This window comes from Leucobacter fengyongliangi (genome assembly GCF_052386045.1).
In genome coordinates this window covers 462,505-485,541 of sequence record NZ_CM126356.1, presented here as the reverse complement: position 1 = coordinate 485,541, position 23,037 = coordinate 462,505, and the positions used below count along the sequence as shown (strand labels likewise).

20 protein-coding genes are annotated in these 23,037 nt (G+C 59.2%); 8 read left to right on the top strand and 12 right to left on the bottom strand.

Translation table 11 applies throughout. The features are described 5' to 3' along the window. Nucleotide 1 precedes the first annotated feature (1 nt). Both ACTNFK_RS02320 and manA read right to left on the bottom strand, forming a co-directional pair. Complete coding sequence (locus tag ACTNFK_RS02320; protein ID WP_433645714.1) at nucleotides 2-319, bottom strand: WhiB family transcriptional regulator; 318 nt, start codon at nucleotides 317-319, stop codon at nucleotides 2-4. A 171-nt stretch (nucleotides 320-490) separates the two neighbouring features. Beyond that, nucleotides 491-1,831, bottom strand: a complete 1,341-nt coding sequence (gene manA, locus ACTNFK_RS02315) for a mannose-6-phosphate isomerase, class I (RefSeq protein ID WP_435936044.1) — start codon at nucleotides 1,829-1,831, stop codon at nucleotides 491-493. 17 nt (nucleotides 1,832-1,848) lie between these two features. Between manA and ACTNFK_RS02310 the strand changes: the two genes are divergently transcribed. From ACTNFK_RS02310 to ACTNFK_RS02300, 3 genes are all read left to right on the top strand, one after another. Next, nucleotides 1,849-3,390 (top strand): O-antigen ligase family protein, encoded by a 1,542-nt coding sequence (locus ACTNFK_RS02310; protein WP_435936043.1) that lies wholly within the window; start codon nucleotides 1,849-1,851, stop codon nucleotides 3,388-3,390. Nucleotides 3,391-3,392: 2 nt separating this feature from the next. Next, entirely contained in the window at nucleotides 3,393-3,758 is a 366-nt protein-coding gene (locus tag ACTNFK_RS02305; RefSeq protein ID WP_435936042.1) for a hypothetical protein, read from the top strand. A 276-nt stretch (nucleotides 3,759-4,034) separates the two neighbouring features. After that, the gene (locus ACTNFK_RS02300) at nucleotides 4,035-4,517 is read left to right on the top strand and encodes a GyrI-like domain-containing protein (protein ID WP_435936041.1); all 483 of its coding nucleotides are present in this window, start codon (nucleotides 4,035-4,037) and stop codon (nucleotides 4,515-4,517) included. 13 nt (nucleotides 4,518-4,530) lie between these two features. Here ACTNFK_RS02300 and galE read toward each other — a convergent pair whose 3' ends face one another. From galE to ACTNFK_RS02275, 5 genes are all read right to left on the bottom strand, one after another. After that, nucleotides 4,531-5,544 carry a UDP-glucose 4-epimerase GalE gene (galE, locus tag ACTNFK_RS02295; protein WP_435936040.1) on the bottom strand — a complete coding sequence of 338 codons (1,014 nt, stop codon included), beginning with the start codon at nucleotides 5,542-5,544 and terminating at the stop codon, nucleotides 4,531-4,533. A 91-nt stretch (nucleotides 5,545-5,635) separates the two neighbouring features. Then, nucleotides 5,636-6,883, bottom strand: a complete 1,248-nt coding sequence (locus ACTNFK_RS02290; protein ID WP_435936039.1) for a type II toxin-antitoxin system HipA family toxin — start codon at nucleotides 6,881-6,883, stop codon at nucleotides 5,636-5,638. Continuing rightward, nucleotides 6,864-7,205, bottom strand: a complete 342-nt coding sequence (locus tag ACTNFK_RS02285; protein ID WP_435936038.1) for a helix-turn-helix transcriptional regulator — start codon at nucleotides 7,203-7,205, stop codon at nucleotides 6,864-6,866. The genes ACTNFK_RS02290 and ACTNFK_RS02285 overlap by 20 nt, the downstream gene beginning before the upstream one ends. Nucleotides 7,206-7,331: 126 nt before the next feature. Further along, complete coding sequence (locus tag ACTNFK_RS02280) at nucleotides 7,332-8,351, bottom strand: glycosyltransferase family 2 protein (RefSeq protein ID WP_435936037.1); 1,020 nt, start codon at nucleotides 8,349-8,351, stop codon at nucleotides 7,332-7,334. Beyond that, complete coding sequence (locus ACTNFK_RS02275) at nucleotides 8,348-9,463, bottom strand: glycosyltransferase family 4 protein (protein ID WP_435936036.1); 1,116 nt, start codon at nucleotides 9,461-9,463, stop codon at nucleotides 8,348-8,350. Before ACTNFK_RS02275 ends, ACTNFK_RS02280 begins: the two co-directional genes overlap by 4 nt. Nucleotides 9,464-9,524: 61 nt before the next feature. Here ACTNFK_RS02275 and ACTNFK_RS02270 point away from each other — a divergent pair, with 61 nt between their 5' ends. Further along, nucleotides 9,525-10,421, top strand: coding sequence for a glycosyltransferase family 2 protein (locus ACTNFK_RS02270; RefSeq protein ID WP_435936035.1), 897 nt, complete (start codon nucleotides 9,525-9,527; stop codon nucleotides 10,419-10,421). On the opposite strand, the gene ACTNFK_RS02265 is transcribed toward ACTNFK_RS02270, so the two are convergent. Continuing rightward, the gene (locus ACTNFK_RS02265; protein WP_435936034.1) at nucleotides 10,418-11,683 is read right to left on the bottom strand and encodes a hypothetical protein; all 1,266 of its coding nucleotides are present in this window, start codon (nucleotides 11,681-11,683) and stop codon (nucleotides 10,418-10,420) included. The genes ACTNFK_RS02270 and ACTNFK_RS02265 overlap by 4 nt on opposite strands. Nucleotides 11,684-11,697: 14 nt before the next feature. Next, nucleotides 11,698-12,834 (bottom strand): acyltransferase family protein, encoded by a 1,137-nt coding sequence (locus ACTNFK_RS02260; RefSeq protein WP_435936033.1) that lies wholly within the window; start codon nucleotides 12,832-12,834, stop codon nucleotides 11,698-11,700. 220 nt (nucleotides 12,835-13,054) lie between these two features. On the opposite strand from ACTNFK_RS02260, the gene ACTNFK_RS02255 reads away from it, so the two are divergent. The 3 genes from ACTNFK_RS02255 to ACTNFK_RS02245 are packed head-to-tail and all read left to right on the top strand — an operon-like array spanning nucleotide 13,055 to nucleotide 15,236. Next, entirely contained in the window at nucleotides 13,055-13,783 is a 729-nt protein-coding gene (locus tag ACTNFK_RS02255) for a glycosyltransferase family 2 protein (protein WP_435936032.1), read from the top strand. Next, entirely contained in the window at nucleotides 13,780-14,166 is a 387-nt protein-coding gene (locus ACTNFK_RS02250) for a DUF2304 domain-containing protein (protein WP_435936031.1), read from the top strand. The genes ACTNFK_RS02255 and ACTNFK_RS02250 overlap by 4 nt, the downstream gene beginning before the upstream one ends. Beyond that, nucleotides 14,166-15,236: an NAD-dependent epimerase/dehydratase family protein gene (locus ACTNFK_RS02245; RefSeq protein WP_435936030.1), complete on the top strand. Its 1,071-nt coding sequence runs from the start codon at nucleotides 14,166-14,168 to the stop codon at nucleotides 15,234-15,236. Before ACTNFK_RS02250 ends, ACTNFK_RS02245 begins: the two co-directional genes overlap by 1 nt. Nucleotides 15,237-15,306: 70 nt before the next feature. On the opposite strand, the gene ACTNFK_RS02240 is transcribed toward ACTNFK_RS02245, so the two are convergent. Then, on the bottom strand, nucleotides 15,307-16,638 hold the full coding sequence (locus ACTNFK_RS02240) for a hypothetical protein (RefSeq protein ID WP_435936029.1): 1,332 nt from the start codon (nucleotides 16,636-16,638) through the stop codon (nucleotides 15,307-15,309). 44 nt (nucleotides 16,639-16,682) lie between these two features. Then, nucleotides 16,683-18,878, bottom strand: a complete 2,196-nt coding sequence (locus tag ACTNFK_RS02235; RefSeq protein ID WP_435936028.1) for a hypothetical protein — start codon at nucleotides 18,876-18,878, stop codon at nucleotides 16,683-16,685. 362 nt (nucleotides 18,879-19,240) lie between these two features. Between ACTNFK_RS02235 and ACTNFK_RS02230 the strand changes: the two genes are divergently transcribed. Continuing rightward, entirely contained in the window at nucleotides 19,241-20,395 is a 1,155-nt protein-coding gene (locus ACTNFK_RS02230; RefSeq protein ID WP_435936027.1) for a glycosyltransferase family 4 protein, read from the top strand. A 3-nt stretch (nucleotides 20,396-20,398) separates the two neighbouring features. On the opposite strand, the gene ACTNFK_RS02225 is transcribed toward ACTNFK_RS02230, so the two are convergent. Then, the gene (locus ACTNFK_RS02225) at nucleotides 20,399-22,858 is read right to left on the bottom strand and encodes a rhamnosyltransferase WsaF family glycosyltransferase (protein WP_435936026.1); all 2,460 of its coding nucleotides are present in this window, start codon (nucleotides 22,856-22,858) and stop codon (nucleotides 20,399-20,401) included. Nucleotides 22,859-23,037: the final 179 nt, after the last annotated feature.

The window sequence follows — 23,037 nt, the reverse complement described above, 5'->3', positions numbered from 1 at the left end:
TTCACACCGCGTCGCGGCGCAGCTTCCGGCGCTCGCGCTCGGAGAGGCCGCCCCAGATACCAAAGCGTTCGTCGTTTGCGAGCGCGTAATCGAGGCACTCGCTGCGCACCTCGCAGCCGTCGCAGATGCGCTTTGCCTCGCGGGTGCTCCCGCCCTTTTCGGGGAAGAAGGCCTCTGGGTCAGTCTGCGCGCACAGGGCGTCGGTCTGCCAGGAGAGTTGTTCGTCGTCTTCGGTGCGGCGCACACCGGGCAGGCCAAGGTGAACCGGGTCAACAAACCAGTTACTCGGTACCTGCGAGTTCAGAGAATGCTGCGTCATGCTGTGCGCTCCTCTCTCTTCGGTGTCGGGGTTCGCCGTGCTGGTTCGCCGCGCTTCCATAATTACATCGGTGTGGTTCGCTCAAGTCAAGCCGGAAATCTTAAAGCCTCAAGTGTTACTTGAGGCTTTGCGACACGCCGAGACTATGCGCTACGGGACCGATTGGGCGGATCAGGCCCAGCCGTCGCCCACCGTCGCCACGAAGGCCTCGCCCGCGCCGCTCAGCTCAATCGGCTCCCCCGACGAGACGTACAGCGACTGCCCGCGCCGCACACTGGCCACCTCGCCGTCGGAGGGCCGCTCGACGCGCACCCTGCCCTCGGTCACCACGAGCACGAGCGGGTGCGGTGCATTAAGCACCACGGACTCGGCGCGATCCGCACTTTCGAGAAAGATCTCTCCGGTGTTGCTCTCGATGTCTCCCGGGGCGCGCAGCCTCGCACGCATGAGCTTGAAGTCGGGCACGGCTGGCTCCCACGCCACGAGGCCTCGGCAGACCTGGCGCGCGGCGTGACGGGGCTCATCAAGCTCCGCCGGGTCGGTCACCCGCAGCAACTCGTCGACGTCAATGTGCTTCGGCGTAAGCCCGGCGCGCAGCACATTGTCAGATGCCGCCATCACCTCGACCGCAAGCCCACTGAGATAGGCATGCAGCTGCCGCGCACCCAGGTAGATCGCCTCGCCTGGCGCGAGCCGCACGAGGTGCAGCAGCAGCGAAACCAGTACGCCGGGGTCGCCGGGGTAGGAGGCGGTGAGGTCGCGCAGCGCCGCGAGGCGGTGTGCGTCGATCCACGCCCCATCACCAGCTCGAACGGCGGCGTGGATCGCGCGAACCGCAGCACCCACGTCGTCACCGCCGCGCAGCGCCCAGGCGAGAAACTCTGAGCGTGCGGCGCCTGGCCGCCCGGTACAGCGTGCCGCCGCTGCGGCGAGCGCCTCACGCCCCTCGCCAGCCGGTGCGGCCGCGGCGAGGGCCCGCAAATCGGCCCGGGCCTCGGAGAGGTCTCGGAAACCACTGAGCGCCGACACCTCACTGAGCGCGACGAGCAACTCTGGCTTGTGGTTCGGGTCGCCGTAGTTGCGCTCGGGCGCGTCGCGCGGCACACTGGCCGCCTCCTCACGCGCGAAGCCCGCCTCGGCCTGCGCGCGGTTGGGGTGTACCTGCAGCGACAGCGGGCCGCCGATCGCGAGGATCTTGAGCAAGAACGGCAGTTGCCCGCCCCCCACTCCATAGCGATCGGGATCCGCCTCGATGAGGTCGATGAGGGTGCGATGCACCGGTGTCGCCTTCGCAACAGTCGCGGGCGCGCCCGGGTGGGCCCCGAGCCACAGCTCCGCTTGTGGCTCACCAGTGGGCGCGGTGCCGAGCAACTCGGGCAGCGCGTCGCGAGAGCCCCAGGCGTAGGCCCGCGGGGCATTTTCGATGAGGATCAGCATGGTGAATGGTGGGTGCGGTGCGGCTGCGCCGACAGGCGCAGCGATCCACAAGCAAAACGAGCGGAGCGCCGCCATGAACTACCATACCCACTATGGCCAGAAGCAAGACCCGATTGGGTGTGAGCGCGTTCGCGATCGTGGTCTTCGCGTTCACGCTCGGCGGCAACGGGGTGCGGTACATCGTGGGGTTGCCTGCGTTCTTCGTGCTCTCCGGGGTGATCTTCGCGGTCAGTATCGTGCTCGTCGTAAAGGTGAAGCCCGAGCGCTTTCGCTGGTACCGCCTGCCATCGCCCATCTACTGGTTCTTGATCCTCGCGGCGCTGTCGATCTTCTGGTCGGCCTACCAGTTCGAGTCGGTGCTGGGGGTCATCACGCAGCTCGTCACGACCGCTGTAGCGGTGGTACTCGCGTTCGTGCTGAGCTGGCACGAACTGCTGCGCACCTTCGCGACGGCCCTGCGCTATGTGATCGGGCTGTCGTTCGCCTTCGAGCTGTGGGTCGCCTGGGTGGTGCGCGAGCCACTGCTCTCGTGGTGGGTTGAGCAGCCCGAGGGTAAAGAGCTCAACATCCTGTACTGGAGCCGAGATCTGCTGTTTGCGGGCGGCCCGATTCAGGGGCTCGTTGCGAACTCAGTACTGTTCGGATTTGTCGGGCTTCTGGGCCTCATCATCTTCGGCATTCAGTTACGCGCGGGGCTTGTGCGCACCGGGTTCGGCTGGTTCTGGGTGGCGATGGCGGTGCTCACGCTGCTGCTCACGCGCAGTGCGACGGTCTGGGTGGCGCTCGCTGCCGTGCTGGTAGCGCTCGCGTTTGCGCTGTGGGCAAGGCGCCTGGGCCCCGAACGCCGCAAGCGCGTCTACTTCACGGGTGTCGGTCTCGTGGCGGCGGCAGCGCTTGCTGCGATCTTTGCCCGAGATGCCCTGTTCGGCCTCCTCGGAAAGAGCGGCGACCTCACCGGCCGTGCCGATACCTGGGCCAAGGTGTGGCAGCTCATCGAGCAGCACCCCTGGTTCGGTTGGGGCTGGGTGAGCTACTGGCCGACCTGGGTGGAGCCGTTTGACGGGCTAGACACGAAGGCCGGCATCCCGGTGATGAGCGCACACAACGCGTGGATCGATGTATGGCTACAGCTCGGCCTCGTGGGTGTGCTGGTATTCGCCCCTCTTGTTGCGCTGACCCTCATGCGAGTCTGGTTTCGCGCGGTGGATCAGCCCCGGCGCGGGCCGGGGCCAGCTCTCCCGTACGCGACCAGCGCGCTGTGGCCGTGGCTCGTCATGGTGGCGCTCGTCGTGCAGTCGATCACCGAGAGTCGTCTCCTGATCGAGAGTGGCTGGCTGCTGCTCATTATCTTCGCGGTGAAGTCGCGCTACGACTTCGAGCTGCCCTCGCAGGAATCGGAAGAGAAGCGGCTGCCGTGGCGGCGGGTGCCGATTCCGCGCGCATCGACCGCGGCGCCTGTGTCGCGCGCGATGGCTGCGAGCACTGAGGTGAAAACCCCGCTCGAAATTGCTCGCGAGAATGGCCAGACTCGCCCCGCGCAAGCGCCTGTGGTGTCTCTGCGCGATATCAAACGGGTTACCCTGGATGTCAGTTCAGCTGAGCTGCTCCGCGAAGATCGCCAGGGGAACGATTGAATATGAACGTCACCACCGAACACATCGAGCAATTGCGCAATTTCGCGCGCATCGAACGCGACGCGATCCTCGAACGCGAGGGGCGCAACGGTGAGGATCCGCTGCTCACCCTGATTGACATTCCAAGCGTCGACGAGTTCGTGGTGCGCGAGCTTGAGAACGAAATGTTGGAGGAGCGAGGCCAGTTGGCCGAGTTTGCGATGGCACGGCTCGCGGGGCGCGGCACCGCCGATGACGCACCAGCCCACCGCACTAACGCCGACGAGCTCGAGTTCGCGCTGCTGCGCGAAATCGCCGAGGCCTGCCCCGAGCTCACGATCGCGGTGTGGCAGGTGGCGGGCCGCCTGCAGGGTGGGGCGTCAGATTAGTTCCTTCGAATTGGACTCGCCAAGGACTCGCCAACGCTGAAAGCAAGTTGCGACTCACGAGGCCCCGAGCTGAAATCCACGCTCTTGGATTCGTCAAATTGAAAGGATCCGACTCGTCAATTTATAAGAATTCTACTCGTCACTTTGGAAAACTTCTCCTCGCCTGGGAGACAGAGTTTCAGCCATACTTCACGCAGGTTCACTTTTCTCACTTGCCGCCTACCAGCATGCGGCCTACCCTGGGCATACGCAGCCGCCCAGTGGATCGAGACCGTCATGTCAGAGCACCCCGCACCCGAGCTCGTTACCAACCCGGAGCTGCATCTCGCCACGGTGCGGGCACAGGTCACGGGCGATGAGATCCGCAGTCTCTATGACGGCGCCTTTCCCCAGATTATCGGAGCGTTGGGGCGCGCGGGTATCGCCCCGGCTGGGGTGCCGCTGGGTGTCATGCACGGCGAACCCGGCGCGACCTTCGACATTTCGGTGGCCGTACCGGTGGCCGCGCCATTCGCAGGCGACGGCGAGGTGCGTGGTGAGACCATTCCGGAGGGTCGCGCGGCACGCCTGCTCGCACTCGGCAACTATGACGGCCTCGGAGCGGCTTACGGCAAGCTCTACGCGTGGATCGAGGAGCAGGGTCTCGTGCCCACCGGCCTCGCTTGGGAGGAGTACCTCACCGAGCCCGCACCCGACGGTGACGCTTCGAAGAACGAGACGATGCTCTGGGTGCAGGTGTCGCAACCCGTCGAACCATAAACTCGAATCTGGTCTACCCCGCGTACCCCCGCGGGTTCGCCGACTGCCACGCCCACGCATCGCGGCACGCCTCGGTGAACGAGCGCGTCGTGCGCCACCCGAGTCGCTCAAACGCGAGGGCGGGATCCGCCACGACCGTCGCGAGATCACCGGCTCGCCGCGGGTGGATCGCGTACGGCACCGCACGCCCCGAGGCCTCCTCAAAGCCCCGCACCGCTTCGAGCACGCTCGTGCCCACCCCCGACCCCAGGTTGAACGCCTGCACCCCCGGCTCCGCGTGCGTGAGCGCGGCGACGTGCCCCTCGGCGAGATCCATCACGTGAATGTAGTCGCGCACCCCGGTCCCGTCGACCGTCGGGTAATCGTCGCCGAACACCGCGAGGCGCTCGCGCCGGCCCACAGCGACCTGCGCCACGTACGGCATGAGGTTATTCGGGATCCCGCTCGGGTCTTCACCGATGCGCCCTGAGTGGTGTGCGCCAACCGGGTTGAAATAGCGCAGATTCACGGCAGCGAGCGCGGGCCAAGCCGCGGCCGCGTCGCGGATGATCTGCTCGTTCATCGCCTTCGACCAGCCGTAGGGGTTGGTGAGCCCAACGCCGACGGGGTGCGTCTCCGCGATCAGCGGGGTCTGCGGGTCGCCATAGACCGTCGCCGACGAACTGAAGACGAGCCGGGTCACGTCGCGCTCGCGCATCAGGTCGAGCAGCACGAGGGTCGAGTCGAGGTTCACTCGGTAGTAGCGGGTGGGCTGCTCGACCGACTCGCCCACGGCTTTCAGGCCAGCGAAGTGGATCACGGCATCGAACGCGATGTCGTCGAGCCCGGCACGGGTGGCGTGCGGGTCGGTGAGGTCAGCCTGCACGAAGACGATCTCCTGCCCCGTGAGCTCTTCGACGCGGCGTACTGACTCGCGGCTGCTGTTGGAGAGGTCGTCAAGCACCACCACCTGGTGCCCCTGCTCAAGCAGAACGAGAGCGGTGTGGCTACCGATGTACCCGGCACCGCCGGTGAGCAAGACGCGCATTGCCCCATGCTATCGGCGGTCGCTTGTCTGCACCCGCCCCGCCGGAGGGCGTGTGGCTTCGGGCGCAGTCACACAACGGCGCGAAGCCACGTCAGATCGGCGCTGACAGCTCTCGGGTAACCGTGGGGTGCAGAAACGACCCCCGCACGGCACTGAGGGTCGCTGAGGGGATCCGCATCTCGTCGGCCGCATCATCAAGTTCATCAGCAATGGTCTGCCGCATCTGGTGCACGATACGCAAAGCTTCTGGTCTACTGACGTTGTATAGATGCGCTTGATGTATCAGAGCTCCGAAATTCGCAAGCTTCTCACCGTCGATGCCGTAGGCGAGTGTCTGAGTAATTTCGGCCCCTTCGCGGCGCTGCGCTGGCGCCAAATCGTAGGCGGGGCTGAGTGTGAGTCGATGCCCGTTCCAAAATGACGCATGATTTCGCAGGTGGTCGTCGTTGTTTGAGATAGCCATGTTGAATGCGATTCGCGTAAAGAGCTCTGGGCCGACGTCCTCGGGCCGTTCCGCATGGCGCATGAGGTGCGAGACGAGTTCCGGGTAGCTACCGTATCGCGCTTCGGCTTCGGTGCGGCCGACGATCGTGAGCGCTGAGAGCAACATGCGTCGTTCCCCGCGATATCCCCGATCAAAACGCTCAGCGATAAGCGCGTATTGCCCCCCAATTGTGAGCGCGGAGACGCCGGGGGTACGCAGGCCGCAACGCCGAGCCAGGTTGGCCGCAAGCGCCTCAGCTTCGACCGCAGGAAACACGTCAGTATTGAGGCTGAACTTCACGAGAGCCGGAACACCCTGGTGCTGCACCAAGGCCTTCGGCCTCGCACCCCCGATGCCGGTTCCTGAAAGAAACGCATCGTGCAGATCAGGCGGTACGGGTTCTCCTGCAGAGATCAACTCAGCTACGACCTGCAGGTCTGACAGGGCGCCCCCGCCGAGCCGCGCGACGTAGCTGCGCGGTGAGACTTGAAAATCCAATGCGCCAATTCGATTCGAATCGGATTCCAGCAGGTAGGTGCCCTCGTCGAGGTCAGCAGTGTCGGCATCTCTTCCGCGATGACCAGCTAGGCGGTTGAGAATGACTCGCCTGCCCCAGGCATCAGGTGCGGCGTCGCGGAGTGCACTCGGAAGGCCCATCTCCCCGGTGGGGCCAAACCAGTCGTCGCCAAGTGGAAGGGTGGGCGACAGACTCACTGCTTCGGGGCGACCCAGGTATGTGTTGCCGTAGGCAAAGCGGAGACCGTCCTTCACCCGTGTAAGCACGCCGGCCGCTACTGGGTTCGTCTCTCCGGGCAGCCACACCCAGACGTAAATGTCAGAAGTTGCGGTTGACATGACTCAGATCGGGCTTCACGATGCGTTTCGGAATGAGGGCGACCCGCTCCTCGCCGCGATAACGCAATCGCGCGAGCTCGTCGGGGTCTTCCACTTGAAAGAGAGGCACCCCTGCTGCGACAGCAGCGTTGAGCACGTTACCGAACGCGACTGCTGGGTCACCTCGTTCGATCATCGATATTGTGCGCACGGAGGCCCCCGAGCGTGCGGCGAGATCGCGCTGAGTCCATTGCTTTTGGGCGCGAGCGAGGCGAATCTGATGGCCCAGCGACTCTGCCGCGTCCCGAGCTATCCCCGTAACACCGACCTTTTCTCGCCCCACCAGAAAACCTCAATACTTTTAGATTATGAATTCGTTAAGTTCAAAGTATCGCAAATAAATCGCATCAGATAGGTGCAACGTCTGGCAATATCATCTGCCCGAGGCCGGCAGAAAGCGAGTGGAACTTTATACCGGCTGCAGCAGGTTGCGTACCGCGTCTTTGAACCCCGTGCCGTACACGCTGTAGCGGCCCAGCCGCAGTTGTCGCAGGATCGGTACCAGACGCCGGAGACGAGCCTCAGGGTAAGCCTGCCGGGCATGTTCGAAGGCGAGCTTCTCCTCGACCATCGACCGATACTCAGCCGAGACATCGTCGAGCGCAGCGATACGAGGGGCCAGTGCTTCAGCGCGCAGAAAGAGGCGTCGGTTGCGCTCAGTGCGAGGCTGCCGAAACATACTGAATTTTCGGCTGAGATTCATCTTGCTCATCCCGACTTCGTTCTTGTCGTGTTGACGATAGTCGGTAAGCGATTCATCGTGGATCCGCACCCCGTCGTAGGCCGCGGCAATCACGGCCAACCATTCGTCATGCAACCAGGCATCGGGGAAGGGGGCGGCACGCTCGGCCAGCGAGCGCCGGAACATCACGGTCGCCCCGGTAGCGAGGTTGCGCCGCATGAACTGCTCGAATGCCCGCCCCTGTTCCACGAGCGCACGCTCGGCACCGCTCATGCCCATGGCTTCGAAAAGGTCGTGCCCCAGGTATGCACCGCTCGCGTCGACCTGGCGGGCATTACTGAAGACGAGTTGCACCGCGGGGTCGTCGAACCGGGCGGCGAGCCGTTCGGTTCGGCTTGGGTGCCACACGTCGTCTTGATCGCAGAGGGCGATGAGGTCGCCGGTGCAGTGCGCGATCGCCTGGGCAAAGTTCTGCGTCACCTTCAGCGGCGGATCATTCCGCAGCACCACCAGCTCGGGGGCCGAGCCGTGCGCCTTCTGGTACTCGGCGACTAGGCCCTCAACGATCTCAACTGTACGGTCGCTCGAGGCATCGTCGGAAAGCACGATCTCACTGACGGGCATGGTCTGCGCGAGCACCGACGCGATCTGCTCGCCAATGAACCGCTCCCCGTTGTGGGTCGCGAGCGCGACGGAGACGGCGCACGAATCTGCTGCCTGCGCGACCTCACGGCGATCCACCTTCATCGCTCCACCTGCGCAGCCACTCGATGAAACACCTCAGCGTGCCCGCTCGCGCAGTCCTCCCACGTGAACTGCTTCACTCGCGAAAGGCCCAAAGGAACAAGCTGGTCGCGCTCTTCGATCGCCCGGAGGATTCCCTCCGCGATCGAAACTGGGTCGGTGGGATCGAAATAGATTGCCGCCTCACCACAGATCTCTGGGATCGATGCCGCAGTCGAAGCTGCAACCGGTGTCGCAGATGCCATCGCCTCGAGGGGTGGAAACCCAAAGCCCTCGTAAAGACTGGGAAACGCCAGCACACGGGCCCGGCGAAACAGCTCCTGAACCTCTTCGAACGGCACCAAACCACGAACTTCAACCCAACTCGGCAGCTTGCCGAGCCCGTCGAGTGCTCCGCCGGTCAGGACCAGACGAAGTTCCGGCCGGGTGCGACGCACAATCTCCATTGCAGCGATCAGCCGCGCGTGGTTCTTGTGCGCCCATCCCCTCGCTGGGTAGTAAACAAAATCTTCTCGTTCCATGAAGTTCGGAACAAATCTCTCGGTATCCACGCCAAGCGGAATGACGCTCACCTTCGACTCTGCAACGCCCAGATGTCGCACAATGCCACGCTTCGCGAACTCGCTGATCGTGATGATGTGATCTGCGCGTCGCGCGGGACGTTCATAAGCGAACTTCCGATAGAGCTTCTCAGCGGCTGAGAAGAGTTCAGGCAATTCCTTGTGCTGCACGTCATGCACGGTAACGACGAACGGCGAGAGCAATCGCGGAGCGAGAAAGGGTGTCGTAAACGGCACAAAGCGGATCGAGCCAACCCGTAGTAGCTTGCTTATCGACCGTGAACGAAGCCAGACCCCGATCGCGTTCTTCAGCCTTCCCAGAGTTGAATTCTCAGCTCGAACCCCCGAAATTGCGGTTTCTTCACCTGAAGCCGTGAAACCCCGGGCATTCTCGGGGATGTATGCGTGTAGTGAGAGATCCCCACGCCGCTGCAGTGCTTCGAAGACCTGTCGAGCGTAGGTTTCGGTGCCCCCCATACCTCCCGGAACAAAGCTCGGCATGAACTGATCCACCTCTACCGCGTTCTTTACGCGGTTCTGGGCAAGTTCAGTCATCGGGATCGACCTTTCGAACGTGGGATACTGAGACCTCCGTTTACTTCACGAAGGATCCAAGGTGACTCTCGATATTTTTATGCCGTTTTACGGCAGCGTTGCGCACTTCACCGAGGCTGTGAATAGCGTACTCGCTCAGGAGGATCCTGACTGGCGGCTCGTAATCGTGGATGATGTGTACCCGGATCTGTCTGCGGGCGAGTGGGCCTCCTCGCTGAACGATCCTCGCGTGACCTACCTCAGAAACGAAGTGAACCTTCGCCCAAGTCGTAATTACATCAAGTGCGTGGGAATGATGGAATCTAAGTTCGGCGTCCTGATGGGCTGCGACGACATCATGCTTCCCGGGTACGTCGCCCGAGTCAAAGAACTCATCTCACAATATCCCAGTGCCTCAATCTTCCAGCCTGGCGTTGAAGTCATAGACGGAGATTCACAGGTGCATTATCCGCTCGCAGACCGAGTCAAGCGGCGGTACATGCCGCGCGGTGCCCGGCCAATAGAACTTGCAGGAGCTGAACTCGCGCAAAGCCTGTTGCGTGGCAACTGGACTTACTTTCCATCGCTGGTCTGGCGCGTGTCTGAGCTCAGGCGTCACGGATTCCGCACAGACCTCAACGTGGTGCAAGATCTCGCAATGCTTCTCGAAATCACGAAGAGCGGCGGCTCACTAGTGGTCGATGATCAGGTGGTTTTCCAGTACCGACGGCACGGTGCGAGTTACTCGGCGGTCACCGGTCCTGACGGTTCCAAGTTCGCCCAGGAGCGAGTCCTGTTCGCTGAAGCAGAGGCGGCCTGCACAGAGCGAGGCTGGACTTCGGCCGCACGCGCTGCACGCAATCACCTCACGTCGCGCCTCAACGCGCTCTCCGAACTCCCCGCAGCAATTCGACATGGCAACCGCGACGGAAGGTCATCCCTGCTCCGCCACGTCTTTGGCCCGTCAACGGATCGTTAGCTTCCCTTCCCTCCGCGCAGGAGGAAGAACGCAAGACACCATCCAATGAAGGGGCCGAGCGCGATCGCTCCCAGAGTGGCCTCGACCGATCCGCTCGTGAACAGCAAGGCGACAACAGTTGCAATTGCGGAGATCGCCCAAACACCCAGGAATTGCGGATGCCTACCCTGTGAGAGCAGTGCGGGTGCCACAGCGCACAAGCCCGCAGTCGCGCCACCCGAGGCGATAACGAGTGCAAGTTGAACGCCGTTGAGGGCAAACTCGCCTCCATAGATTGCCCCGAGCGCCCACGGCCCGAATGCCCAGATGATCGACGCCAGCAGAATACTCAGGACCGCGATCGCCGCACTCAACTGCAGAGCACGCGTACGGGCACGATTCAAGGCTTTGCGGTAAGAGACAACGAGGTAGCTTTGCAGCGCGAGTAGTGGAATCACCAGCGGCGCGCGCGTCAGCGTCAGGGCGAGCACGATCCCGGCGAGAGCGGTCTCACCCAACGCCAACGAGGTGAGGCTGAGGATTGTGGGGAGGCCACTAATGAGCACTCCAGTCGCGAGCGCGGCAAGCATCGCTTGCCCTGCATTCACAACCAGTGCGCGCACCCCGACGTCGATGCGCACTCTCCCGCGCAGCTTCGATTGTGTGGCAAGTCCGATAAGCAGTGCCGTGAGGGCGAACGGGATCGCTACTCCGTAGGCAATTGGCACGAGGCCCAAACCGAGAAGCGCGATTGCTAAGACCAGTGCGAACCGAAGCGTTGCGTCCAGCAAAGTTGTGGCCGCGGCAAACCCAAATGCCTCGATGCCATAGAACACCCCGGAAAGCACGGCAACGAGGGTGTACCCCACACACGCGATTAGGAGTGCCCCGCCCAGGGTGACTACGTCACCGCCAAAAAGTGAGCGCCCGCCGATCAGCGTCACGATGAGCGCTGCCAAGATCGCGAGTCCCACAAATGCTGCTGCACTGCCTCCGAGCGTCCGCCTCGCCCCTCCAGAACGCACATCCGATAGGTGTGTATCACCGTTCGGCCGCAGGGTGACTGCTCGGCTAACTTCCTGTTGCACTCCGGAGATCATTGAGACCAGCAGGAATGTCGTGGCCCAGAACACTCCAAACCGAAGATAGGTGTCAGGGGTGTCAAGCCACAGCGGCATAAGAATTTGCAGCAGGTAGCCGGCCGCTCCCGAGATCACTGTGGCCCCGAGAATCAGGCTGAGCCCTCCGGGGCTCCACCCCTCGCGCTTCTCGCTCTGCGTCACGTGCATCTCCGCGGTCAAGCTGGCCGGGTTTTCGAGGTGGCCCGGTCAAACCAGTATCGATAGCCTCTGCCTGGCCCCCAGTCTTTCGCCGACAGAGCGGGTTTCTCGAGTAGATGCCAGCTCAGCATCGCAAGCACGGTCGTGATGATGAGCGCGGTGACCGTATAAAAGGCATACCCAAGTTCGTGCCAGCCAAAGTAGGCGAGTACTTGCTGCACGAGAAACCCGTACAGGTAAATCCCGTACGAGTAGTCGTTCTTCGCTCCGATGCGTTTCACCCAGCCGGGTACTCGTATCGACATCCAAAAGAGCATGTAGGCGAATGCAGGAAACCCGACGATCCCGAATCCTCCTAAGAGCAGTGTTGCCGCAGTCACCGCAAGCGAGAGCCATCCCAGGCGGTCGTCAATAATGATGCGGTTCCCCAGGACCGCAAACAACGCGCCCCAGAGGAAGGCAGTGAGGAGGTTGACCATGAGCCCGTCGGCGAAGATCGGGTGGATCACCGCGAAGCTTCCGGCACCACCGAGTCGAATGATCTGCGCGATGACGGCGAGAATGAGAAACCCGGGGATGAGTACCCGCGCATAGCGCATGGCCCCAAAGAGCACGATCGCCGCGATAAACAGATAGGCCCCCCACTCATACTGCAATGTCCACAGTGAGCCATTGAACACGCTTCCACCGGTTTCCAGCCCGTAGGGGGTTGTCGTCTGGAAAATGTCGAAAATCCCCCACTGCCGAATCGTCAGGTCCCAGTTCCCCACCAGGTAGCCGATCGCAGTTCCGTTGCCGCGGGCAAAGTACTCGGCAATCCCCCGCCCCTCGAGAGCCCATATTGCAGGCCCCACCACCGCGGCACCAGCGAGCAGCACAAGCCAATACGCGGGAAAGATTCGGAGAACGCGTGCCCACATGAACTGCAGCGCATCCTTGTTAGCTCCACTTCGGGTAATCAGGTAGCCGCTGATCGCGAAGAACCCGATGACAGCGACGCCGCCGAGGTTCTCCTGCTGCCGAAAGAGCGTGAAGAACTTGTCCTGCCCCCACCCGCCAAGCGGAAACGCGTGTGAGAAAATCACCGCAGCTGCGAGAACGAGCCGGATCGCGTTAAGTGCGTTTGCGCTTCGACCCGACAAGAGCTCACTCATAGGCTTCGGTTCGAACTGGGGATTCTTTCGGCTCACCGAAATCAGCCCCTCAGCGGCCCCTGAACTCGTCAACTGACTCTCGCTTTCATGGCGCACATGGGAGCACGCTCAGGCTCCTACGGTAATGCACCCGACTTCACGGCACGTCCAGCGAGTCGGCGCTTCGGGACTTTGGAGCTGCACGGCGCTGGAGTGGTCACTTCGCGAATAGACTTGCGGCATGAGTTATCCCCTCGACCAGGTATTGATTGTGATGCCGGCACTGAACGAGGAGGAAGTCATCGCATCTGTCATCTCTGAGGTCCGTGCAACCCTGCCCGGCGTGACAGTGGTGGTGGTGAACGACGGCTCGACTGACCAAACATCAGCGGTCGCTCGCGCTGCGGGCGCAAAGGTACTGGAATTGCCCTTCAATCTGGGAGTCGGAGGCGCAATGCGCCTCGGATTCCGTTACGCGCGAAACCAAGGCTTCCCCGTCGCAGTACAGCTTGATTCCGACGGCCAACATGATCCTAAAAATGTGCCAGATCTTGTCGCTCTTCTCGACTCCGTGGATGTTGCGATCGGTGCGCGGTTTGCGGGCTCCGGCACTTACGAGGTGCGCGGCCCCCGCAAATGGGCGATGCGGTTGCTCTCAGCAAGCCTGAGCCGCGCAACGAGAACCCAACTCAGTGACACAACATCCGGCTTCAAAGCGCACGGCCCCCGAGCTATCGACTTGTTCTCGCGCGATTTCCCAGCCGAGTATCTCGGAGACACCATCGAGTCGCTTGTCATCGGACATCGTGCAGGGCTTCGATTCGGTCAGGTCGCAGTAACGATGCGCGCGCGGGCCGGCGGAGTCCCGTCGCACAATTCGCTCAAATCGGCGATCTATCTCATGCGCGCGTTTCTTGCTTTAACTGTTGCGTTCCTCCGACCGAAACCGAAAGCGAGCCACTTCGCATGACTCTCGCCAGTTATCTTCTCGGTATCGGCGCTGCGCTGCTGGTCATTATCACGGTCGTCGAAATGCTTCGGCGGGGCAGACTACGCGAGCGCCACACGCTGTGGTGGATCATCGCCGGGGTCCTTGGCCTCGTCGCGGGAGTGTTCCCTTCGCTCCTAGACGGGATCGCGGATGCCCTCGGCGTAGCGATTCCCGTTAATCTTGTTTTCTTCGTGGGCATCGTCGTTCTTTTCTTGGTGTGTCTTCAACAATCAAGCGAACTCACCCGATTGGAAGAACGCTCCCGAACGCTTGCTGAGAACGTGGCGCTCCTTGAGTCGCGAATCCGCAAACTCGAGAATTCGCACCCCACGCGCTCAGACTCCGAAACGAAAGGCTCATAATGTCCACAAAGAAGGAAGTCGTCATTGTGACCGGCGGTGCCGGATTTATCGGGGCCGCGCTTTCGTCACACCTCGCGGACACTTTTCAGAGGGTCATAGCTTTCGATAACCTGCATCCCCAAATCCACCCGGATCATCAGCCTTCGGAAGGATTTGACCCGCGTGTAGAGCTCTTCGATGCAGATATCACCGATGCTTCCGCCTGGGACCTTTTACTGGCGGGCGCGAAGCCCGACGTAGTCATCCACCTTGCAGCCGAAACCGGAACAGGCCAGTCTCTCACCGAATCTACGCGTCACACGATGGTGAACGTGGTGGGTACGTCAACAATGCTCGACGCGCTGCAACGAAACGATGCGGTCCCTGCTCGGATGGTGCTCGCCTCATCCCGCGCTGTGTACGGAGAGGGTGCATGGGTTCGGACCTCGGCGGATGGAACCTCTGAACTCTTTTACCCCGGCGCCCGCCCACTTTCGATGTTCGAGGCTGCCCAATGGGACTTCCCGGGAGCGGTTCCTCTAGCGATGAACGCGACCGAGGTCGCCCCGCGCCCGGCATCGGTCTACGGTGTCACCAAGTACGCACAGGAAGAGTTGCTGAAGATCTGGGGCGATGCCTTCGGCACTGAGGTTGGTATCGTTCGCCTGCAGAATGTGTACGGCCCCGGCCAGACGCCGTCGAACCCATACACAGGAATCATGTCGTTGTTCTGTCGGGTTGCGCGTGATAGTGGGCAGATTTCAATTTACGAAGATGGTGAGGTGCGACGCGATTTCGTAATCATCGATGATGTCGCCGACGCAATCATCAGGATGGTCGAAATCAGCACGTGTCCGGTCCAGCCAATAGATATCGGCTCAGGTACCTACACGACGATCCGCGAAGCTGCGGATCTCATCGCACAGATCTACGGTGCACCACAGCCACAGATCACAGGGCAGTGGCGGCACGGAGATGTGCGGCACGCTTGGGCCGATCCCGAGCCAGCTCGCGACCTCCTCGGGTTCGAAGCTCAAGTGAGCGTCGAAGACGGTTTTCGTCGACTCGCGACCTGGATCAACGCTCAATAGTTCGAGCTTGAATCGTCCACGTATTGTGACTCCTGGCGCACAATCCTCGCGAGTTGGCGTTCACCAGTCGTCACTGAGTTAGGACCGGAAAGAAGCTTACACCTACTGCGTATAGCGCGAAAGCGACGAGCACCGTTCGCCAAATCGCGTTCCTGCCTAACGTAATAGCGGCGATCGCAAGTCCGATTGGAAGTAGCGAAATTCCATATCGGGCAGGCAAGCTGAAATAGAAACCTGCCATGAAATAGGTCGCCACTCCCAGGAGCGGCGCTGCAACTGTTGCAATCGCAATCCAGAAGTACCCGAGCGAACTCTCGAATGTGACTCCTTTCCCGCCGCTGAGCGAGGACGCGACAGCACCACCAACCAACAGCCACGTCATCACGACCCCCACAACCGCGGCAAAGACCGGAACTGACGCAGCTGTTGATGCGCCCCAGACCATGCCACCAATGAACTTCGTGGTCTCACCGAGTAGTGCAGGAATCGATAGTGGGTCCGCTACACCTTGCTCCGCCCCGGACCCGCTGGCGAGCGCACTACGAATGAGCATCCATGCGAGCTGGGCGACTACCGGGGCAATTAAAACTAGACTCGCTCCTCGAATGCTCTGTTTCCAAGTCAAATGCCTTAGACCGAGCGCTTCAGATGAAGCCCGCTCGAAGCCCGCTGCAACGAGTATCACTGAGGCGACGAGCGCAACCGCCATGAAATTCTGAAACTTCAACAGAGTCGAGAGAATGCCGGCCAGGGTAACCAGCCAAATGCCTTGACCTTTCTGTAGATACCAAACCAAGACATAAAAAAGTAGCGAACCCGCAAAAAGTGCGGTTGCGTCGGTACTCAAGAAGGTCGTAGACCACCAGGCCGCAAGTGAGCCAACAATCATGAGCGGAACCGCCGCGCTCACGACAAGCTGAACACGGAGTCGGAGAAGCGCAAAATAAAGCAGCACTACTGAGCTAGACAACCATAAAATGCCGCTAAGCCTGGCTCCATCCAAAAAGTCCACACCGATCAGAGCCTCTAGTGGCGCAGCAAATGCCCAAGCAACTGCAAAATATAGCGGCGTATATATGTCTGCGGCAGTTTTGCCTGCATAAGGATACTCCTCGTCTTCAGAAAAGTCTCCCGTTCGGCATGCATCAGGATTGAATTCGCCATAGCCTGCCACACCTTGACATGAAATGTATTCCCGCGCGAGGTCCCCGGTCTCATCACCGAGAATCACAACACCCTGTTCAGGAATTTTTGCCGTGTAATCGATGTAAACATACTCATCTACGGGAGAAACTTGCGTATGTCTCTGGGCAGCATTAACAACAAATGCGCTGCTGATAAGCGCCAGGATGATGGGAATTACTACGAGAACGAACCAACGATTATCTACTAATACTTTCACCGCAAAGCCCCTGTAAAATTAGATCGATGATTGACCAAGGCGAATTACCGATCGACAACACGACAGCCAATGAGTGGGTTCGTCGCTCCAGCGCCCACGTTGATTCCGTAAACGCAAATTTCGCTTCGACCAGCAGGAATCGGCACTGAAATCTTGAAGCCGTGCGCATCACCATAGCCGGGATAAGTGCGACCCACATCTGGCCGCTGAGAATCGGCCAAGTAGGCACCTCCCCAGCGCCCGTTTACATAGGCGTGCAATGCTACCGGACTGACGGTGTCAGGGTCGAGCATCCAACCTAATAAAGAGGCACTCTCCCCTTCAACACTTGTGGACTCCCAATTCCCAAACGGCATGCCGCCGGGAAGCTGGATCGTCCGGCAAGTTATCAATGAATTGAAACCGGCACCACTATTGATTCCGTATATGCAAACAGTACTTGAGCCAGCACCAATTCGACTTGTCAGGTCAATGTCAAATCCGTGTGAGTCTCCATAGCCCGCATATGCACGCCCCACATCGCGACGCTCCAAATTGGCTCGGTATTCGCCGCCCCAGCGCCCATCAATATATACATGTATCGTTACTGGCTCTGTTGTATCCGGATCAATCATCCATCCAGAGAACCTGACCGAGCCCGGTACCGCTTGAACACTGTCAACGTTCCCAAAGGGTGGACCACTTGCAGTAGACACGGTCTTACAGCCTAAGAATGCGCTCGCGCCAGAGATTTGTCGATCCATAGCGTAAAGGCAGATGGGGGTAGTACCGACCCCAACCGGAATATCGGCGACCAACCCATGGGAAGACCCGTACAGCGGATAGGCCCTGCCTATGTCTTCGCGGGGCACATTAGCGGAGTACTGGCCACCCCAACGGCCAACTCCAACTGGACCACCCAAGTACGCGTGGATCGTCACTGGGCCTGAATCATCAGGATCAATAGTCCAGGCTTGAACAGTCGCCGTAAGGCCCGAAAGTGAAAGACCTTCGTAATTTCCAAAGGGTGTGCCCGTTGAGGGCGACATAACCGGACAGCCAATCAGCGAGTTCACCCCAGCTCCGACGTTTATTACGTAAACGCATATCTCAGTTGGTCCATTGAGCCCCGTTGCAGTGAACTCGAAGCCATGATTTGCCCCGTGCGTTGAATTAGCGGCGGAAAATGCAGCATTCTCGAGATTTGCCACGAACGACCCGCCCCATCTTCCCCCAAGACCATATTCACCACCAACATATACATGGACGGAAACCGGGTCCTGAGTGTCGGGATCAAATGCCCAGCCAGAAACCGACACTTGACTGGGTCCAGCGATTGAAGCTTGCACTGCACCCTTTGGATCCGGGGAGGCTGGCGCATCGTTGGTGGTTCCAAACCAGGCTTTATAAAGCAGATAGAAATTGCGGTTGCCGTAGCTTGAGCAGGTGTCACCAACACCCCACCCTGCGTTCAGAGCTGCGGCATTGGGCCGATAAGGCGTATATATGTACAGGGCGGCTGTTGCCCAATTCTGTATGTATACCTGCGAGGTGCCACAACCAGCGTTCGGGTGCCATTGAATAGTGTTTACCTGAAATGGCTTGTAATTGTAGGAGTTCGGATTCGATTGGTACACCTTAAGCTGCCACGCTGCACGGTATACCTGCTGAAAAAAACCAGTTTGCGTCGGATCACAGTTCGCGGAATTGTTCGGTCCAGAATCAGGACAGGCATATCCCATTGCTTGGTCGAATTGACGTACAGTGGGCCAACTGTCGGAAATGAGCGACTGCTCTTTCTCTAGCATCACCAGAAGGACTCTCTGGCTTATACCACAAGACCTGCCAACTTTTGCGATGATCTCCGCGGCCGTTTCAAGAGTAGCCCCCGAGTATGCGCTGCAGTAAGCGTTTGCGGCACGACTCGACGTTGTGGTCTTGAAGCCTTTGAGGCACACCTGGGCAATCTGGGTTGACCCCCACTGAGTACCTGGAGTACGACCGGTGTCGCCGATGGTACAGCGGGGTACTTTGCCGTTCAGGAAAGCCTGAACCTCAACTGCGCCCATTGCTGAGCCACTGTAGAAAAGGTCATCGCTAATGATGTTTCCAGCGTCGAAACCGCTGGCGACAGACGCTTCTGCCGCGGGCGCGGCGACGAAACCGAGAAGTACCACCGATATCGCAGCAATAAGACTGAGCGCATGCCGGGCTCGGGCACGATGCCGTTGTTTCTGCGACTCGGCTCTTAATCCTGACATAGTTGCTAATCCTACCGACAGTAACGAAAATCGCCGGGATTTCGTCCTCCAAGCAGCAGCAAGCTTCGACGCTCCTAGGATGTTTAGAAACCACACGTTCCTTGAGTGCTGCGGAATCATTGGGTCCCGTGCACATGTTTGCTGAAAGCGTAGCTATGTTGACTCGCCCAACCCGATATCTGGTCATAACTGGAGACCCAATCCGCGCCCAAGTTTCGGGCCCAGCTATTCGAGCGACACGCCTCGCGGCTGCCCTCACCGCGCTTGGGGAGGTTCGTTTGATTTCTCTTCACAGTAGCGACCCTGCTTGGCGAACCATCCCGATTCACACAGTCGACGCCTTCGACGATCAGAATATGCGCGTGCATGAAAAGTGGGCCGATGTCATTGTCTTCCAAGGCATGGCCATGGCGCTCTTCACATGCATCCGCAAGAGCAAGAAGTTCATCATCGTCGACGCATATGACCCAATGCCCTTTGAGGCGCTTGTTCAAGGCTCATCTTTGCCGCCCTCTAAATGGAACCGGCAGGTCTTTGACACCACGTACATAATGAATGAGCAACTGTCGCGTGCAGATCTCGTTATCTGTGCATCCGAGAGACAGCGCATGCTGTATCTCGGAATGCTACTCGCACTCGGGCGTATCACCCCGCGCGAGTACCAACAGGATGTCAACCTCAGCAAGCTGGTCGTAGTTTGTCCGTTCGGCCTTGAATCTGAGGAGCCCCGCCGCAACGGCACCCCTATCAGGGACAACTTCCCCGCGGCAGGCCCTGACGACTCCGTTTTCGTCTGGAGCGGGGGTCTCTACGATTGGTTTGATCCAATCACGCTCATCGAAGCAGTGGCGCAAGCCAGAAAAGTGGTCCCTTCGATCCGCTTGTTCTTTATGGGAACAAGCCACCCCAATCCGGACATTCCGCCCATGAAAGCCGTGGAGCAGGCACAACAGCGCGCATCAGAGCTCGGGCTTCTCGGCACTCATGTGATTTTTAATCCTGGATGGGTTCCATACGATGAGCGCTCTAAGTATCTGCTCGACGCAACTGCGGGCACAAGCACACATTTCGCCCATATTGAAACCACGTTTTCATTTCGGACTCGAATACTTGACTATTTGTGGTGTAGGCTCCCACTCCTTATAACGCGTGGGGATGACTTCGGTGAGCTTGTGGAGCGTGAATGTCTCGGTATTGCTGTCACCGAAGGAAGCGTGAAGGAATTGTCCGACGCACTGGTGACCCTGTCAACAGACAAGTCATTTGTCGAAGAGTGTGTGACGAATATTGAACGGGTCAGGATTCAGTTCACGTGGGAATCTAGCCTTCAACCGGTTATCGATACGCTCAACACACTCGACCTTGACGCTTCTGCCAAACTTCCTCGGCGCGAGGCGCCTCTTCTGGCAATAAGCCTCAGAGCAATACTTGTTAACTTGCGTCGATTCCGACATAGAGTTCGTTCACTTGCAACTTTCAGTAGCTCAAGTTCTCGTAGTCGAAAGCTCGCCCCCTAGGCTCTAAGGCCCTGTTCCCTCTGGGTCACAGAAGTATTCATATATTCCCGCCAAGGCCTGATCCCAACTTGAATGTGATTCATCAATTGTCTGAATTGCCCCTTGGCTCAAACGTTTTCGAAGCTGGGCATCCGTCACGAGGGTGTCAAGGTTTCGGAACAGATCGGAAACGCTTCGCATGCTCTCCAACGAATTCCCATCTCCCTTGAATAACCACTTGAACCAGTGACTATCGGGAGACACCATGGGTACTCCACAGGCCATGAGCTCAAGGGGGAGATAGGAAGGATGCCTTGAAATCTGCATCGTAACACCGATATCTGTCTTCTGATAATGCAATGCAGTTTCTCTGTAGTCCATAAGACCGAGGTCCACGAAGTCTGCGCTTTCCGGGAGATAACGAGCACCTGCGACAATTATTCTGACGTTTCGCCCGTGCTTCTTCTTTATCTCACTCAGCGCTGCATAGACAAGCTCCCAGCAGTTTCGGAAATGGTCCCGAGCGTAGGCGAAGATCGTAACAGGATCATATTCGCGTTCATCCGAGGAATCCGCCGGATGATAGACGCCACGATCAACTGCAGGCGTGAACCCGAAAGCGCGACCGTTATATTCGCCAACATATGTCTTATACATACTGGGTGAGTTGCACAACCCGTAAAGACCGAGCCGGTACGATTCCTCTGCCATGGCAAACATGCTGCTCGCCGGATAGAACTCCGGTTCGTAGTCCTGCACCAAATAGAATCCGCGCTTGGCCGTAGCAGATCGCGCAACATGCAGCGCAGTTAGCCAAAGCGTTCCGACTGCGGCATCAGCTTTCGGAATCGTCTTCAACGATTCGTCAGAACCATCGTAGAAGTGTATTTCCGAGTCTCGGCCAAGCCCAGGGAATGCCGCATCGAGCGCAGTCCTCAAGAACATCTCTGCTGGCTCGCCGAGCACAACAAATCTATTCCTCACCCCATTCTCGACTCGCATCTTGTCAGCGATCCGAAAAGCCGTATTTAGTCCACCAAAGAAAGGCATGTCTACTTCAGGGATAAACCAATTGATGGTTCGTACTTCAAAGCGACTTGCGTGTTCCTGATGGCTCGATCGCAGTCGTGCGACATCATCGCGGGTCACCGCAGACGTCCACAAGAGCTGCCTGGCTTCCTCCGCAATGTTCGCACGCTGTACGAACTTGATTTGGCGTCGACCGAGTGCCCGCTGACAAACGAGTGCGGGATTCTCTTCATGCTTGCCTGCGAACTTCGGGACTGCGGAAGATCGCGAGACGTTGGGAGAGACATACGGATCCCCGTGTCGAAGCCACGAATGATAGCGCCAATAGCTGGCAAACAGGTCTTGCTCAGGGACAGTCCCACCTCGAGTGAGTGACTCGTAGTGACGAACCATATCAAATGGAATTACCAAATTGCGTCGTCCAGCAAGGACCTGATCAAGCCCTAGCACAACATCGCTGCCCATCAGTATGAAGTTCTCATCGAGCCCTCCAACATCGAGGAAATGATCACGTCTAATCGCGACACACGCCCCGGTCACAGCCAAAGAATTGCGATACCAGTCTGTTGAACCAATAAGAGTCTTTGAGTGGGGGAACATTCCGTGAAACAGATTGTCTGCGAAGCCACCTGGCCCAATGAATACTCCGCCGTGTTGAATGCGGCCATTTCCTTCAAGGAGTTGGAAACCCACACCGCCCACTCCTGCGCGTCCTGCGTGCCCGACAAGCATCTTCAGCCAACGGGAGTCGACAATCTCCGTATCGTCGTTAAGTAAGACCAAGTATTCCCCCGACGACGCGGAAACTCCTGAATTGTTTACTCGATTGTAGTTAAAAGGCTGTTCGGTCCACCAGACAATTCTGTGCCGAAGCCCTGCGAGATTCTCCGAATACCAGGCTGAATTTTCTGCACTCTCCACACCATTATCAACAATGATGAGTTCGAAGTTCTGGTAGTCGGTCATTCGTAGGCTTCGGATCAACCTACCCATATTCTCTCGCGAATGTCGGGTCGGGACGATGATTGAAGCTAGAGGCCACTGAGTCTTGACTGGAAGAACACTCAAGCTGCCATTTTCAGGCTTGACTTCGGCTTCGAATCCGTTTTCCAATAGAATACGTTGCACCATGGACGCGTCGCCGGCATCGGGCGTGGTCAGCCATTTTGGGTTTCTCTCACTCAAGAGCACTCGGGGGATATGCCGAACCTCGACGTCACTAATCGCGGCTACAAGTAGCATCTCCCAGATCGCCGAGTCTGAGTTCTGAATTTCCCCGAAATTATCGCACGCCCAAGCCGCGTTAATCGCCACCGCTCGACCAATGTAGTTGTTTCCGAGGAGAACGTCTGGCGACCACTGTGGACGAAAGGTCGGAGACACCCTTTTCCCACCCTCGAGCAGATCCGAGTCGAAGGTAAGCAACTTAGCCGCCGGATCCTCATAGAACCGCATAGCAATCTCACTAATGGCACCCCGTCGCAGCTTAGACCCTGCGTTCAAAAGAAGCACCAAGTCATTCCGCTTCAGAACTTCAGCTGTTACGCGATCGCCGCTCTGGACCCTTACTTCAGTAATCTCAATTGAGTCTGAGCCTGAATTACCTGGAACAGGGGATGGGCCCGTCCCTTCGA

What these genes read in the sequence shown, in the direction of transcription:
- ACTNFK_RS02310 (WP_435936043.1), top strand. Translation starts at nt 1,849, where the DNA reads ATGGCCAGAAGCAAGACCCGATTGGGTGTGAGCGCGTTCGCGATCGTG.
- ACTNFK_RS02305 (WP_435936042.1), top strand. Translation starts at nt 3,393, where the DNA reads ATGAACGTCACCACCGAACACATCGAGCAATTGCGCAATTTCGCGCGC.
- ACTNFK_RS02260 (WP_435936033.1), bottom strand. Translation starts at nt 12,834, where the DNA reads ATGAGTGAGCTCTTGTCGGGTCGAAGCGCAAACGCACTTAACGCGATC.
- ACTNFK_RS02245 (WP_435936030.1), top strand. Translation starts at nt 14,166, where the DNA reads ATGTCCACAAAGAAGGAAGTCGTCATTGTGACCGGCGGTGCCGGATTT.
- ACTNFK_RS02280 (WP_435936037.1), bottom strand. Translation starts at nt 8,351, where the DNA reads ATGAAGGTGGATCGCCGTGAGGTCGCGCAGGCAGCAGATTCGTGCGCC.
- galE (WP_435936040.1), bottom strand. Translation starts at nt 5,544, where the DNA reads ATGCGCGTCTTGCTCACCGGCGGTGCCGGGTACATCGGTAGCCACACC.
- ACTNFK_RS02235 (WP_435936028.1), bottom strand. Translation starts at nt 18,878, where the DNA reads ATGTCAGGATTAAGAGCCGAGTCGCAGAAACAACGGCATCGTGCCCGA.
- manA (WP_435936044.1), bottom strand. Translation starts at nt 1,831, where the DNA reads ATGGCGGCGCTCCGCTCGTTTTGCTTGTGGATCGCTGCGCCTGTCGGC.
- ACTNFK_RS02275 (WP_435936036.1), bottom strand. Translation starts at nt 9,463, where the DNA reads ATGACTGAACTTGCCCAGAACCGCGTAAAGAACGCGGTAGAGGTGGAT.
- ACTNFK_RS02300 (WP_435936041.1), top strand. Translation starts at nt 4,035, where the DNA reads ATGTCAGAGCACCCCGCACCCGAGCTCGTTACCAACCCGGAGCTGCAT.
- ACTNFK_RS02255 (WP_435936032.1), top strand. Translation starts at nt 13,055, where the DNA reads ATGAGTTATCCCCTCGACCAGGTATTGATTGTGATGCCGGCACTGAAC.
- ACTNFK_RS02250 (WP_435936031.1), top strand. Translation starts at nt 13,780, where the DNA reads ATGACTCTCGCCAGTTATCTTCTCGGTATCGGCGCTGCGCTGCTGGTC.
- ACTNFK_RS02290 (WP_435936039.1), bottom strand. Translation starts at nt 6,883, where the DNA reads ATGTCAACCGCAACTTCTGACATTTACGTCTGGGTGTGGCTGCCCGGA.
- ACTNFK_RS02225 (WP_435936026.1), bottom strand. Translation starts at nt 22,858, where the DNA reads ATGCGGTTCTATGAGGATCCGGCGGCTAAGTTGCTTACCTTCGACTCG.
- ACTNFK_RS02320 (WP_433645714.1), bottom strand. Translation starts at nt 319, where the DNA reads ATGACGCAGCATTCTCTGAACTCGCAGGTACCGAGTAACTGGTTTGTT.